The organism is Erythrobacter sp. K21-9 (assembly GCF_055808355.1).
This window is the reverse complement of the sequence record NZ_CM147866.1, coordinates 2,194,425-2,207,789: the sequence shown is the minus strand read 5'-3', so window position 1 is coordinate 2,207,789 and position 13,365 is coordinate 2,194,425. Positions and strand designations below refer to the sequence as shown.

The following is a 13,365-nucleotide window of genomic DNA, read 5'->3' as shown; positions in this document are numbered from 1 at the left end:
AACGCCGCGCGCCGCGCGATGAAACTTCGGCACAAGTCGCGCGTTGGGCGGCTATGGGACATCATCACAGCGACATCTGCGTAGTCGGTGCTGGTATGGCCGGGCTCGCCTGCGCGACCCGATTGGCCGAGGCCGGACTGCTCATCAACGTCATCGACAAGGGGCGCGGGCCCGGTGGCCGGATGGCTGCCCGGCGCACCGAGATCGGCGGCGAAGTCGTCTCCTTCGATCACGGGGCGCAATACTTCACCGCCCGACATGGCGAATTTCGAACCGCCGTGGAGGAGTGGCTGGAGCTTGGAGTGGTCGCTCCGTGGAAAGCCGCGGGAGACGATGCCTTTGTCGGCATTCCGGGTATGAACGGTCCGATCAGGGGCATGGCACAAAGCCTCAATGTGCACTGGAACACGCGCGCCGAGACCCTGCGCCGCGATGCAGACGAGTGGCGCATTGAGGCAGGCGAGAAAGTTTTTACCGCCAAGACTGTGCTGGTCGCCATTCCTGCCGAACAGGCGGAAGTTTTGCTACAAGATGTGGCGCCCGAATTCGCGGCTGTCGCGGCGGGGGCCAGTTCGGCTCCATGCTGGGCCGTGATGGCAGGATTTGCCGATCCGCTCGACATTGAAAACGACACGGTGCGCGGTCCGAATGCCGCGATATCCTGGGCAGCGCGCAACTCCGCCAAGCCATCGCGCGCGGGTGAGGAATGCTGGGTCATCCATGCCAGTCCTGCGCGCAGCCGCGAATTGCTCGATCATTCGAAGGAAGAGGTCGGGCCGCTGCTGCTCGACGATTTCTTTGCCCAGACCGGCGCAAAATGCGTCGCCCCGATCCATCTTGCCGCGCACCGGTGGCTGTATTCGATGGCAGAGCCGGTGGAAGGCGAAGCGGCGCGTTTCGACGAGGACGCTTCGATCGGCATTGCGGGTGACTATCTGCATTCCCCACGGGTCGAGGGCGCATGGCTGTCGGGCGTTTCGCTCGCTGAAAAGGTGCTTGCTCCCGCATAACAGCTAGTGGACTGGCGCAGGCCGCCGGACCTATCCCCGGACACGCAATCGGGGAGACAAGTTATGCAGGACCTGTTCGATCTTTCGGGAAAGACCGCCGTCGTCACCGGCGCGGGACGCGGTATCGGGGAGGGCATTGCGACGCTGCTCGCCGAAGCGGGCGCGAATGTCGTGTGCGCTGCACGCTCGACCGACCAGATCGAGCACACCGCCGATCTGATCAATGCGAGCAATCATGGCGGCCGGGCGATCACGCTCAAGACCGACGTGTCGAGCAGAGAGGACATGATGGCGCTCGCCGCGCGCGCGGTCGAGGAGTTCGGCCAGCTCGATATATGGGTGAACAATGCCGGCGGTTCGCTTGTCTCCGCGCCGCTTGCCGAGCTCGATCCCGCCGAATGGGACAAGACGCTGGCGGTCAACTTGTCCTCGATCTTTTACAGCGTCCAGGCCGCCGTGCCGTATTTCGGGGAGGGCAGCGCGATGGTGAATATCTCCTCGCTCGCTGCGGTCGAGCCGTTTCCCGGCAGCGCGCATTACAGCGCCGCCAAATCGGGCGTGAACATGCTCACCCGCACGCTCTCGATGGAGTTGGGCCCGAAAACGCGGGTCAATTCGATCCTGCCAGGATTCTGTACCAACCGATACCGTGAAAAAAGCGCTCGATATGACGGACGAGGATTTCGGGCCGCTGCTCGAGCAACTGGCTCTGCCTGCAGGGCGGCTGGGCACACCGCGCGATATTGCGGCGCTGGTGCTGTATCTTGTGTCGCCTGCCAGCGCGTGGGTGACAGGGCAGTCCATGCAGGCATCGGGCAAGCCGTCTGCGGGGAGCTGATATCTGCGCTCAAGCAGCGAAGCGGTAGCGCGGTTATGTGCGCTCAAGCAGCGAAGCGGTAGCGCGGTTATGTGCGCTCAAGCAGCGAAGCGGTAGCGCGGTTATGTGCGCTCAAGCAGCGAAGCGGTAGCGCGGTCCAATATATGAAAATTATCTGGCTGGGGTGGCAGGATCTCGAACCTGCGCATGCCGGTACCAAAAACCAGTGCCTTACCACTTGGCTACACCCCAGCAGATGGCGCGCATATAACGCGTCTGGCGCGGATGTGAAGAGGCAGCAGCGCTGTAATCTGCGCAAAGTTCACGCTGGCGCGGTGCGGCGCGCTGAAAGGTCGAGTTCGACCTTGGTGATGACCTGCCGATTGATGCCGTAGAACAACAGCGCGATTATGGCCGGGATCATGACGCCCGCCGGTATCACGGCGAACGCAATCTGGATGCCCATCAGCGCCGTCTCGTTCTGCACTTCTCCATTCACGAAGCCGGTCAGGTCGAGCGTGAAGCCCGGGATGGCCGACCCGAATGCGATGCCTGCCTTCACAGCAAAGACCGAAGCGGCGATCACCAATGCCGTCATCTGGCGGCCGGACTTCCAGTCGATGAACTCCGCGATGTCGGTGAACATCGAATAGGACAGCACCATCAACATTCCGAAGCCGATCCCGACGAGATATTGTACAAACGTTTGCAACCCAATCGCATCGAGCGGCAGGAAGTAGAACACGGTTATCATCACCGCCTTGAGCGCCCCTGCAGCGATCAGGAGATGCGCTTTCTCGAAGCTTTTTTGCAGCAAATTGCCCACGATCACGCCGGTAATCTGTCCGAAGGCGAGCGCGGTCAGGAACAGGGCCGGGCGGTCGAGAAACAGGAACACCGGCGATCCATCGTCGCCCACGACATATTTGAAGAAAAACAGTGCGCTGCCCGCCCGTGCGGCGATGGCCGTCACTCCCAGGATCGCGGCAATCGCGACCGCGATCCAGGGGCCGGTGCGCACGAGCACCTTGAGGTCGCCGGACAGCGAGCCATTGGTGTCGGCGAACGGAATGCGCTCCTTCGTCGTGGCGAATGTGACGAGCAAACAGAACACCGATACAGCGGCGATGCAGGATATGGTCAGCAAGATGCCGAGCGCATCGTCTCCCCCGCCAAGTTCCCTCACGAGCGTTGTGCCAAGAGCGCCGACCAATATGCCTCCCAGTGCAGAGAAGAACATTCGATAGGCGGTGACGCTAGCGCGCGTTTCCGACACCGGCGAGATAACGCCCAGCAGCCCTCCATAGGGGATGTTGACCGCTGTAAAGGCCAACATGGAGAGGGTGTACGTCGCATAGGCCCAGACGATTAGCCATGTGTTGCTCAACCCTTCGGGTGCCGCGAAAATCAGGACGATCGCTATCCCGAGCGGTACCGGGCCGAACAGCAGATAGGGGCGGTATCTGCCCCAGCGCGCGCGGGTGCGATCTGCAATCGCGCCCATCATCGGGTCGGTGAAAGCATCGATCAGCTTGGTCAGAAGCAGCATCAGGCCGATGGCAGCCGGCGCAAGTCCGCCGAGATCGACGAAATAGAACAGCAGGAAGAACCCGAAGAAATTCAGGATCAGCCCGGCGGCAAGATCGCCGATGCCATAGCCAAGCTTTTCGCCCAGCCCGACACGTTCCCTGCGCGCTTCAGTCAATGCGGATACCTCTCATCGCCCGAGAGGACGGGAGGCGGCGTTACAAGTCAAGCGCATCCGGCCCCTGCTCGTCCTCGGCAATTCGTCAGTCCAGCTTCTTTCCTTCGAAGTCAGCGGCGGAATGGCGCTCGCGCATTTGCGTGGCTTCATCATCGCCCCAGACCTTGTTCACGATCCGTACCGCGCTTCACCGCAGGGCGCGCGTTGATTTCATGCACCCAGCGCGCAACGTTTTCATATTCATCGATCGACAGGAACGTCTTCGCCTCGTTGTAGATCTTGCCGAACACGAAGGGGGCAAGCCACGGGAAGTTTGCCATGTCGGCGATGCTGTATTCGTCGCCTGCGAGGAACCGCGTCTTGCCCAGCCGTTTGTCTGCAACGTCGAAGATGCGCTTGGTTTCCATCGCGTAGCGGTTGATCGGATATTCGTATTTCTCCGGCGCATAGGCGTAGAAATGGCCAAAGCCGCCGCCAATGAAGGGGCCGGTGCCGACCTGCCAGAACACCCAGCTGAGCACTTCGGCGCGCGCCGCCGGATCGGTGGGCAGAAACTCGCCGAATTTCTCGGCCAGGTGGACCAGGATCGCGCCGCTCTCGAATATGCGAAACGGCTCATCGCCGCTCGCATCGATCAGGGCAGGGATCTTGGAGTTCGGGTTAATCTCGACAAAGCCGCTGGTGAACTGTTCGCCTTCGCCGATGTTCACGGTGTACGCATCGTATTCCGCGCCTGAATGGCCCTTTTCGAGCAATTCCTCGAGCATGATCGTCACCTTCACGCCGTTGGGCGTGGCGAGCGAATGCAGCTGGAACGGATTGTCGCCCGAGGGTAAGTCCTTGTCTTCGCGCGCGCCCGATGTCGGGCGGTTGATGCTGGCAAAGCGACTCGCCGGAGACGGTGTCGGCGCTCCAGACTTCGGGCGGGGTGTAGGTGGGATCGGCCATTCTTCGTGTCTCCTAGCTGGAGGGATTGTCTGTCAATCTGACCCTTGCGAGGTGAGTTGGCGCTTCACCGGTCAAAGCGCAAGCCGGAACCCGCAGGATGGCTGGCGCATTTCCTTTGAGATGGAAAAGCTTATCTATGTCGATGACAGCCTGCCGGGCATCACGCGCAAGGGCGCGGGCACCGGCTATGCCTATTACGATCCGGAGGGAAAGCTGATCCGCGATCCCGCCGAGCGCCGCCGGTTGAATGCGGTCGCCTTGCCGCCAGCCTATACCGACGAGTGGTTCTGCCCCGCACCCAATGGGCACATCCTGGCCACCGGCTACGATAATCGCGGGCGCAAGCAATACCGTTATCACCCCGAATTCCGCCGGATGCGCGAAGGCGACAAGTTTGATCGCTGCGCCGGTTTTGGCCGCAAGCTCCCGCTGATCCGCGCGCGGATCGATGACGATCTGGCCCAGTCGGAAATGACCGAGACGCGCGCCGCGGCCTGCGTCGTCCGCCTGCTGGACCTCAGCGCTATCAGGGTCGGTAACGAGCAATATACCGAGGCCAATGACAGCTTTGGAGCGACCACCCTGCGCCGCAAGCATGCCGACGTCGGAGCGCGGACGCTCCACCTCAGTTTCAATGGCAAGGGCGGCAGGGAGCGCAAAGTCGAGCTCACCGACGTACCGCCTCGCCAAGGCGGTTCGCACGATGAAGGATCTGCCCGGAAATGGTGCCAACCGGCATCTGTTCCGGTTCGAGGATGATGCAGGCACTGCCCATCCCGTCACGTCCGACGCGGTGAACGCCTATATTCGGGAGACGATGGGCGATGACTTTTCCGCCAAGCATTTTCGCACGTGGCATGCCAGCGTCTTTGCCTATGAGGCGTTGGTGCAGGCGGAGGATGACCTGACCATCAGCGCCATTCTCGATGATGTGTCGCAGCGCCTCGGCAACACGCCTGCGACCGCCCGCAAAAGCTACATCCACCCCGCCGTGATCGAGCGCGTGTCGGGCCAGCGCGGATGGCGCGAGAGCCTGCGCCTGCCGCGATCGACCAAGTGGCTTACCCGGACCGAACGCGGCTTGCTCGATCTCCTCGACGAAGGCCCGCCAGCCGGGCAATTGCTAGCCGCCTAGGAAGACCGCGCGTTAGCCGCTAGAGGGCTATTGCAGCACCAATGGGGAGCCTGACCACGCATGGCCGACACTTCGCATCGCTTCTACGATATGCACGCACATGGCTTTGTCCGTGTCGCAACCTCGACCCCGCGCGCGCACCGGCGACGTGGCCTACAACACGGCGGGCGTGATTTCCGAGGCCGAGCGCGCGCATGAATGCCATGTCGACCTGCTGGTCTATCCCGAACTGTGCCTGTCATCCTACGCCATCGACGACCTGCATTTGCAGAACGCGCTGCTGGACCGGGTCGAGCAGGCGGTAAGCGAAGTGATCGAGGCCTCTGCGGACCTCACTCCGGTGCTGGTCGTGGGCGCGCCGCTGCGCCGCAATTCCAAGATCTACAATTGCGCGCTGGTGATCGCGGGCGGTGAGCTGCTCGGCGTGATCCCCAAGAGCTACCTGCCCAATTACCGCGAATTCTACGAGAAGCGCTATTTCGCGCATGGCCGCAACTGCCAGGATTTGTGGATCGCGGTTGCCGGAGAAGAGGTGCCGTTCGGGACCGACCAGGTCTTTGCCGCGTCCAACCTGCCGGGCTTCACATTCGGGGTCGAGATCTGCGAGGATTTCTGGGCGCCCAATCCGCCCGGCACTCTTGCCGCGCTAGCCGGCGCGCATATCCTGTGCAACCTCTCCGCGTCTCCGATCACCATTGGGCGCGCGGACGACCGGCATTTGCATTGCCGCTCCTGTTCGTCGCGCTCGATCTGCGCCTACGTGTATTCGGCCAGCGGCCACGGGGAGAGCACGACCGACCTTGCATGGGACGGGCAGGGTGTCGTTTACGAACTCGGTGAGTTGATGGCCGAAAGCGCGCGGTTCGATCTCCACCCCGAGCTTTGCATCGTCGATATCGACACTGACCGGATCGCGGGCGAGCGTATGCGCAACCAGACCTTCTCTGACGCTGCCGAAGCGCATGACCGGCCCGAGGACAGCTTCCGCCGCATCGTGTTCGAACACGCCAATGCAGCCGGCGATATCGGCCTGATGCGCCCGCTGCGGCGCTTCCCGTTCGTGCCGAACAACGCCAAGACGCTCGACGAGGATTGCTACGAGGCTTTCAACATTCAGGTCGATGCGCTGATGCGCCGCATCCAGGCGACCAAGCCCAAGAGCCTCGTTATCGGCATTTCCGGCGGGCTGGACAGCACCCATGCGCTGATCGTCGCGGCCAAGGCGCGCGACCGGCTCGGCCTGCCGCGAACCACTATTCGCGGTTACACCATGCCCGGCTTCGGCACGTCGGATTCCACCAAGTCCAATGCGTGGAAGCTGATGGAAGCGATGGAGATCACTGCCGAGGAAATCGACATCAGGCCCGCAGCCAAGCTGATGCTCGAAGATATCGGCCACCCCTACGCCGATGGGGAGGCGCATTACGATGTGACTTTCGAGAATGTGCAGGCTGGCCTGCGCACCGATTACCTGTTCCGCCTCGCCGGGCAGCACAGCGGCTTTGTCATCGGCACCGGCGACCTGTCGGAACTGGCGCTCGGCTGGTGCACATATGGTGTGGGCGATCACATGAGCCATTACGGCGTGAATGCAGGCGTGCCCAAGACGCTTATCCAGTACCTCATCCGCTGGACTATCGGCACCGAGCAATTCGTGCCCGCATGCAGCGAAGTCCTAGGCGCGATACTCGATACGGAGATATCCCCCGAACTGGTCCCTGCTGGCGAAAACGGAGAAATCCAGAGCACCGAGGAGCGTGTTGGCCCCTATGAGCTCAACGATTTCTTCCTCCACCACACGATCCGCTACGGCCAGAGGCCGGGCAAGATCGCTTTCCTCGCTTACCATGCGTGGAAGGATGCGAAGGCCGGCCAATGGCCAGAAGGCTTCCCGGAGGCGCGCAAGAACGAATACGACCTCAAGACCATCGCCAGTTGGCTGGAAGCTTTCCTCAAGCGGTTTTTCGGCTTCAGCCAGTTCAAGCGCAGCGCGCTGCCCAACGGCCCCAAGGTCAGCTCGGGCGGGGCGCTTTCCCCGCGCGGAGACTGGCGCGCGCCGTCCGATGCGGTCGCCGATGTCTGGACCGAGGAATTGCGCGCGAGCCTGCCGGAAGGAACGCTGACTTCCGACTAGTGGCAAATGGCCGGAGCGCATCAAGGCGCCCCGGTCATCGGCGACCCTTTCGGGCTTGACCGGCTCAGCCGCGGTCCAGTGAAAAGCGGCCCGGACCGAACGCGGCGACCGCGAACATTCCGCCTGCAATCGCGAGGTTCTTGAGGAACATCGTCATTTCGACCTGCTGCGAGAAATCGGTGTGGAATATGACCGCCGTCAGCACGGTAAAGATCCCGAGCGCTCCGGCAGCATAGCGGGCCTTCAGTCCGGCCGCGAGCATCAGCCCGCCGGCGATCTCCAGCGCGACAGTGCCAAAATAGACCATCTCGGGAAGGGGAAGCCCGACCGAAGCGATATAGCCCACCGTGCCTTCCATCGCGCCGAGTTTGTTGATCCCGGCGAGGATGAAGAGTGCGGCCAGAAGCAAGCGGGCGACGAGCGCAAGCGCGTCCCGAGAGACGAGGCTTGCTTGCCCAATGCCGATCGTATCTGCGGTTTCAGTGTTCATGTCGGTTCTCCTTAGGGTGAGCGCGCGGGATGCTTACGCGGCGAGCCTTTCAGCGCGGTCATGCGCAGCAGCGATCTTCGCGTCGCCGTCGCGGCCCATGATCCCGTCCGCGGCGATGACTTCAACGTCCGTGATGCCGAGGAAGCCGAGGAAGAATGTGAGCCAGCTCGACATGAAATCCATGTCGCTGCCGATTGGCGTCCCGCCTGATGCGGCGGTGATATAGGCTTTCTTGCCCTCGAGCAGGCCAACCGGGCCGTTCTCCGTGTATTTGAAAGTCGTCCCGGCGCGCGCGACGAGGTCTGCCCACGCCTTGACCGTCGCAGGAACCCCGAAATTATAGACCGGGCTGCTGATGACGATCGTGTCGGCAGCCTGCAGCTCCTCGATCAGCGTATCGGAAATGCTGGCCAGCTCCTGCTGCTCGGGCGAACGCTCGGCATAGGGCGCGAGGTTCGCTGCAAAGCGCTCTGCACTGACGAAGGGAATGTCGTTCTGCGCAAGATCGCGGGTCGTAACGCTCGCGCCGTCACGCTCTATGAGGTTTTCGACCAGCTTGGTGCCGATGCCGTTCGAGACACTTTCAGCGCCGCGGATCGAAGCGGTGATGTGTAAGATATGGGACATGATTTGATACTCCTTGGATGGGGGAAACGGGGTGGGGCCAGCCGGACCCCGGAGAGGGGGATGCCCGGCTGGCTCCGGTCAATGGTCAGGCAGCGTCGACGAGCACGACTTCGCTGTCTTCGAGCGCGGTGATCGTCACCTGCTCGAGCTGAGTGATGGCAACACCGTCGCGCGCTTTCGCTTCCACGTCCTCGACCCTCACCGCGCCGGTGGCAGGGACCAGGTAGAGATGACGGTCGGAGCTGCGCGGCGTGTAGGTCACGCTTTCCCCTGCCTTTATGGTCGCGCCCAGTACGCGGGCATCGGTGCGGATCGGCAATGCGCCTTCTGCACGGTCATTGTCATTGGACGTGGCAGTCGCAAGCGGCACGAACTGACCGGCACGGTCGTCCTTGGGAAACTCCTTGGCGCCCCAGGTCGGTTCACCGCCGCGTTCATCGGGGATGATCCAGATCTGGAAAATCTCCGTCTCCTCGTCTTCGCGGTTGTATTCCGAGTGCTGCACGCCGTTGCCTGCGCTCATGACCTGCATGTCGCCCGCTTCGGTGCGGCCCTCATTACCCATGCTGTCGCGGTGGGTGATGGCGCCTTTGCGGACGTAGGTGATGATTTCCATGTCGCTGTGCGGGTGAGTGGGAAAGCCCGTACCCGGAGCGATAATGTCGTCATTCCAGACCCGCAGATTGCCCCAATTCACGCGCGAGGGATCGTGATAGCTCGCGAATGAGAAGTGATGATGCGCATCGAGCCAGCCGTGATTGGCTGAGCCAAGGCTGCCAAAGGGACGAAGTTCGATCATGGTCTTTCTCCTTCTAGTGCAAGCTCGAAAGGGCGGGCTTGCTGTGTTGAGACCGGAGATAGGTTCATTCGGACCTTAAGATAACTGCGATAAAACTTGCCAAAATGTTCGGATTATCTGAACATAGTGCCATGAAGCTCGGCGAACCCACCCTCGATCAATTGCGCATTTTCCTCGCCGTGGCGGAGGAGGGCAGCTTTGGCGCGGCGGCGCGCAGCTCTGGCAGGGCGGTGTCTGCCATCAGCTACGGTATTGCGCAATTGGAGGCGCAGCTGGCGGTCACTCTGTTCGAGCGAGAGGGCTCGCGCAAGCCAGTGCTGACCGAAGCGGGCGAGGGGCTGCTTGCCGAAGCGCGCTCGGTCACCGACCGCGTCGATGCGCTGCTCGCCAAGACGCGAAGCCTGCATGCCGGGCTGGAGAGCAGCGTCGGGCTGGTCCTCGACGTGATGGTCCCCAGCGATGTCACTGCACAGGTGCTGCGCAAGTTTCGCCGCATGTTTCCGACCGTGGCCCTGACGCTCAATATCGAAGGGCTTGGCGCGGTTGCAGAATGCCTGATCGATGACCGCGCACAGCTAGCCATTGGCGGTCCGGTAATCGGAGACAATCCGTCGCTCGAGCGGCAGGTCGTGGGCGATGTTGATCTCATCCCCGTCGCCGCGCCCGATTATCCGTTGGCCGCCACGGATGTCCCGCCCGGCGAAAGCCGCAAGCACCTGCAACTTGTGCTCGCCGACCGCTCGGACCTTACCGAGGGCCGCGAATTTTCCGTGCTCAGCCCGCTGACATGGCGGCTGGGCGATCTCGGCGCGAAGCATGCGCTGCTCAAGGAGGGACTGGGCTGGGGCAACATGCCGCGCCATCAGGTGGCCGAGGATATTGCAGCGGGGCTGCTGGTCGAACTCGACTTGCCTGAAAAGCCCGGTGCAGCTTACCCGCTCAGCGCCTTGTGGCGGCGTGACGACCAGCCGGGCCCTGCGGCAAGCTGGTTGATCGATGCGTTTCAGGATGGATTGGCGCCGACGCCCGAGTGATCAGCCGGCCTGTCGCAGCCAGTTTTCGGCGTCTTCCGGTGTATCGAAAAACTCGACGTCGATGCCATCTGTTATTCGGCGATATTGCAGCATCACAAGCGCTGCGCTCGAAACGACAGCAAACCGGTGTAATCCGTTCTTTTGCCCGGCGAGCAAGGAGGCCCGGATGGCTTCTGCTGTCTCGCGGTCTTGCGGGACGAAATCGCGCAGATCGCCAAGCGCGCTGAAGGGGCTTCGCGACTTGAGGAACGGTGCGCCTGCTTTGGTCAAGTCCGCGAGAAAGACCTCCATCGCATCGAGTGTCCAGAACCCGCCGACCGCGAAGTGCAGGATGGAGTGATCTTCATCAACAGAGATCGAGTGGACGGGAGCCAGCGCCGACATGCGCTCCACTTTGCTGCGGAAAGGTTAAGGCTGGCTTACCGGAAGTCCGAAGGCAATCGGTTCGTCGCCGGCTTTCCACGGAGTGAATTTTGGCATGATGGCTTTGAACAGGCCCGATGCGAGGTGGCGTTCGAGCCAGGCTTGCACATGCGGAACCGGCTGCGCGTCGAACCAGTCGCGGTCGGTGTTGGCGAACTGGCGGATGAAGGGAAACAGCGCGACGTCAGCGAGGCGCCGCTGTTCGTCGTGCAGATTGGCCGGACCGGTCAAGCGCAGATCTAGGTCGCGCAGGATTTCGTACCCCGCGGCGCGGTGATCGACAGCTCCGTGATCCGGCTCGTCTTCATACCGGTTGGGATATTTGTAGCGGTCGAGGTGGTGCTTGAACGGGCCATCATTGCGCTCGATCAGAGCCTTGTCGTCGCCAGCAAGCCAGCCTTCGGGGTCATTCTGTCCGAGCGCCCAGCGCATGATTGCGATGCTTTCGTCGATCACTTCGCTATTGGGAAGAACCAGCACTGGCACGGTCGCCTTGGATGAGGCTTCGGCGAGCTCTGGCGGCTTGTTCGACAGCTTGACTTCGCGCAGCTCCACCGTGATCCCCGCCACCCACAGCGCCATGCGCGCCCGCATCGCATAGGGGCAGCGCCGGAAGCTGTAGAGGACCGGCAGAGAAGACAGACCGCGTGCGCTCATGCCAACTCAATCGCCCGAGCGGGGCAGCGTTCCGACATGGGTTTCGCCGCGCTCCTTTGCCAGGCGCGCCTGTTTCTGGCGTTCGCGGTAGCGCTCGCGCTGTTCGTCGGTGCGCTCATGGATGCAATGCGGGCAGCTGATGCCTTCCTCGAAATGCTCGCTGTCCATATCCTCGGTGCTGACCGGTCGGCGGCAGGCACGGCACAGCTGGTAATCGCCGATTTGAAGATCGTGCTTCACCGCAACCCGCTCATCGAAAACGAAGCATTCGCCCTGCCACAGGCTCGCGTCCTCGGGCACGGTTTCGAGATATTTGAGGATGCCGCCCTTGAGGTGGAACACATCCTCGATTCCTTCCGAGCGCAGGAAACTGGTCGATTTCTCGCAGCGAATGCCCCCGGTGCAGAACATCGCGACCTTCTTTTTGCCTTCGAGCAATTGATCGCGGTGCTCGCGAAACCACTGCGGAAATTCGCCGAAGCTTTGCGTTTGGGGGTCGGTTGCGCCCTTGAAGGTGCCGATGGCGACCTCGTAATCGTTGCGCGTGTCGATCACGACGGTGTCTGGATCGTTGATGAGGTCGTTCCAGTCCTCCGGCGCAACATAGCGCCCGACGCTCTCGCGCGGGTCGATATCGGGCTGGCCCATCGTGACGATCTCGCGCTTCAGCCGCACCTTCATCCGGTTGAACGGCATGGATTTGGCGGTCGAGAACTTGACCTCGAGATCGGCGCACCCGGGCAGGGCGCGAATGTGCGTGAGCACAGCGTCGATGCCTTCGCGCGACCCCGCGATGGTGCCGTTGATCCCTTCCTTGGCGAGCAGGATCGTGCCGCCAATGCCGTGAGCGTCGCAGACCTGGTAAAGCGGGGCCTTTATCGCGGCTGGGTCATCGAATGGGGTAAACTGGTAGAGCGCTGCGACTGCAATTTCGGTGCTCATTCGTCGTCGGTCTCGTCAATCGGCGTTCGGCGCCAGGGCGGTGTCGCTGAAGAAGCTTGCCAGCACGGTTCGAGCGCTGCAGCGAAATCTCTCGCCCAACCGCTCGGCAAGTGGTCGGCTATGTGCCCGTTATACTGAAAGTCAGTGAAGTAGTTCGGGCGGAATCGCATTTCGATCGTGTCGTAATGAATGACAAGTGCGATTTCATCGGAAGGTTCTTTCACCAAGGGTTCGCCAAACCAAGGAATATCATCGGCTGCGCGCGCCTTAGCCAAGGCGGAAGGACAGTCAGCAAGGTCAGTTTCAAACCATTCGACCGCTCCCCCGTCGAGCGCGCCCTGAAGCTGTTCACGATTTGAAATACCGCGCTTCGCCAGATCACCGAGCAGCTTGGTCCCGCGCCAGCGCGGGCGTTCCGGCTCGCCATCATATGGTGCGCGCACCATGCGTGCCTCAAGCCTGTTCCGACAGGAAGGTTCACCTTCAGGGTCATCGGCATGACAGCCGCTAAAGAGCGCAATCGAGTAGATAGGGTAATCCCAATCATCACCGAGATACTGGATGATTAGGATCGGTTTGAAATTGAACCTGCCTTGAAAGAATCTTTCCGGATGGAACGCTTCTTCAAGCACTGCCTCATTCAG

At 61.9% G+C, this 13,365-nt stretch carries 11 protein-coding genes, 1 tRNA gene and 3 pseudogenes; 5 read left to right on the top strand and 10 right to left on the bottom strand.

All coding sequences use genetic code 11. The features are described 5' to 3' along the window. Positions 1-53 precede the first annotated feature (53 nt). Positions 54-1,010, top strand: coding sequence for an NAD(P)/FAD-dependent oxidoreductase (locus AC0L39_RS11275; RefSeq protein ID WP_473257929.1), 957 nt, complete (start codon positions 54-56; stop codon positions 1,008-1,010). Between the two features lie 63 nt (positions 1,011-1,073). Further along, positions 1,074-1,910, top strand: a complete 837-nt coding sequence (locus AC0L39_RS11270; protein WP_473257928.1) for an SDR family NAD(P)-dependent oxidoreductase — start codon at positions 1,074-1,076, stop codon at positions 1,908-1,910. Positions 1,911-2,003: 93 nt separating this feature from the next. On the opposite strand, the gene AC0L39_RS11265 is transcribed toward AC0L39_RS11270, so the two are convergent. From AC0L39_RS11265 to yghU, 3 genes and pseudogenes are all read right to left on the bottom strand, one after another. Continuing rightward, positions 2,004-2,079: transfer RNA gene (locus AC0L39_RS11265), tRNA-Gln, on the bottom strand. A gap of 70 nt (positions 2,080-2,149) precedes the next feature. Continuing rightward, positions 2,150-3,532 carry an MFS transporter gene (locus tag AC0L39_RS11260; protein ID WP_473257926.1) on the bottom strand — a complete coding sequence of 461 codons (1,383 nt, stop codon included), beginning with the start codon at positions 3,530-3,532 and terminating at the stop codon, positions 2,150-2,152. Between the two features lie 85 nt (positions 3,533-3,617). Further along, a pseudogene (yghU, locus tag AC0L39_RS11255) lies at positions 3,618-4,480 on the bottom strand (glutathione-dependent disulfide-bond oxidoreductase). 120 nt (positions 4,481-4,600) lie between these two features. On the opposite strand from yghU, the pseudogene AC0L39_RS11250 reads away from it, so the two are divergent. Together AC0L39_RS11250 and AC0L39_RS11245 are read left to right on the top strand one after the other, a co-directional pair. Continuing rightward, positions 4,601-5,615, top strand: a pseudogene (locus AC0L39_RS11250) (DNA topoisomerase IB). 60 nt (positions 5,616-5,675) lie between these two features. Continuing rightward, a pseudogene (locus AC0L39_RS11245) lies at positions 5,676-7,749 on the top strand (NAD(+) synthase). A 64-nt stretch (positions 7,750-7,813) separates the two neighbouring features. On the opposite strand, the gene AC0L39_RS11240 reads toward AC0L39_RS11245, so the two are convergent. From AC0L39_RS11240 to AC0L39_RS11230, 3 genes are all read right to left on the bottom strand, one after another. Continuing rightward, the gene (locus AC0L39_RS11240; protein WP_473257924.1) at positions 7,814-8,239 is read right to left on the bottom strand and encodes a DoxX family protein; all 426 of its coding nucleotides are present in this window, start codon (positions 8,237-8,239) and stop codon (positions 7,814-7,816) included. Between the two features lie 33 nt (positions 8,240-8,272). Further along, positions 8,273-8,866, bottom strand: coding sequence for an FMN-dependent NADH-azoreductase (locus AC0L39_RS11235; RefSeq protein ID WP_473257922.1), 594 nt, complete (start codon positions 8,864-8,866; stop codon positions 8,273-8,275). Positions 8,867-8,951: 85 nt separating this feature from the next. Continuing rightward, positions 8,952-9,665, bottom strand: coding sequence for a pirin family protein (locus AC0L39_RS11230; RefSeq protein ID WP_473257920.1), 714 nt, complete (start codon positions 9,663-9,665; stop codon positions 8,952-8,954). A 131-nt stretch (positions 9,666-9,796) separates the two neighbouring features. Here AC0L39_RS11230 and AC0L39_RS11225 point away from each other — a divergent pair, with 131 nt between their 5' ends. Further along, positions 9,797-10,699, top strand: a complete 903-nt coding sequence (locus AC0L39_RS11225) for a LysR family transcriptional regulator (RefSeq protein ID WP_473257918.1) — start codon at positions 9,797-9,799, stop codon at positions 10,697-10,699. On the opposite strand, the gene AC0L39_RS11220 is transcribed toward AC0L39_RS11225, so the two are convergent. From AC0L39_RS11220 to AC0L39_RS11205, 4 genes are read right to left on the bottom strand one after another with little or no spacing between them, the layout of a single operon-like run. Next, the gene (locus AC0L39_RS11220; RefSeq protein WP_473257917.1) at positions 10,700-11,083 is read right to left on the bottom strand and encodes a hypothetical protein; all 384 of its coding nucleotides are present in this window, start codon (positions 11,081-11,083) and stop codon (positions 10,700-10,702) included. It abuts the gene before it with no gap. A 24-nt stretch (positions 11,084-11,107) separates the two neighbouring features. After that, positions 11,108-11,779, bottom strand: coding sequence for a glutathione S-transferase (locus AC0L39_RS11215; protein ID WP_473257915.1), 672 nt, complete (start codon positions 11,777-11,779; stop codon positions 11,108-11,110). A gap of 6 nt (positions 11,780-11,785) precedes the next feature. Further along, the gene (gene trhO / locus AC0L39_RS11210) at positions 11,786-12,721 is read right to left on the bottom strand and encodes an oxygen-dependent tRNA uridine(34) hydroxylase TrhO (RefSeq protein WP_473257913.1); all 936 of its coding nucleotides are present in this window, start codon (positions 12,719-12,721) and stop codon (positions 11,786-11,788) included. After that, on the bottom strand, positions 12,718-13,353 hold the full coding sequence (locus tag AC0L39_RS11205) for a hypothetical protein (protein ID WP_473257912.1): 636 nt from the start codon (positions 13,351-13,353) through the stop codon (positions 12,718-12,720). The genes trhO and AC0L39_RS11205 overlap by 4 nt, the downstream gene beginning before the upstream one ends. Between the last annotated feature and the right edge of the window lie 12 nt (positions 13,354-13,365).

Excerpts from the sequence above, each read along its gene's own strand:
- AC0L39_RS11275 (WP_473257929.1), top strand. The coding sequence starts at position 54 with ATGGGACATCATCACAGCGACATCTGCGTAGTCGGTGCTGGTATGGCC.
- AC0L39_RS11270 (WP_473257928.1), top strand. The coding sequence starts at position 1,074 with ATGCAGGACCTGTTCGATCTTTCGGGAAAGACCGCCGTCGTCACCGGC.
- AC0L39_RS11240 (WP_473257924.1), bottom strand. The coding sequence starts at position 8,239 with ATGAACACTGAAACCGCAGATACGATCGGCATTGGGCAAGCAAGCCTC.
- AC0L39_RS11235 (WP_473257922.1), bottom strand. The coding sequence starts at position 8,866 with ATGTCCCATATCTTACACATCACCGCTTCGATCCGCGGCGCTGAAAGT.
- AC0L39_RS11230 (WP_473257920.1), bottom strand. The coding sequence starts at position 9,665 with ATGATCGAACTTCGTCCCTTTGGCAGCCTTGGCTCAGCCAATCACGGC.
- AC0L39_RS11225 (WP_473257918.1), top strand. The coding sequence starts at position 9,797 with ATGAAGCTCGGCGAACCCACCCTCGATCAATTGCGCATTTTCCTCGCC.
- AC0L39_RS11220 (WP_473257917.1), bottom strand. The coding sequence starts at position 11,083 with ATGTCGGCGCTGGCTCCCGTCCACTCGATCTCTGTTGATGAAGATCAC.
- AC0L39_RS11215 (WP_473257915.1), bottom strand. The coding sequence starts at position 11,779 with ATGAGCGCACGCGGTCTGTCTTCTCTGCCGGTCCTCTACAGCTTCCGG.
- trhO (WP_473257913.1), bottom strand. The coding sequence starts at position 12,721 with ATGAGCACCGAAATTGCAGTCGCAGCGCTCTACCAGTTTACCCCATTC.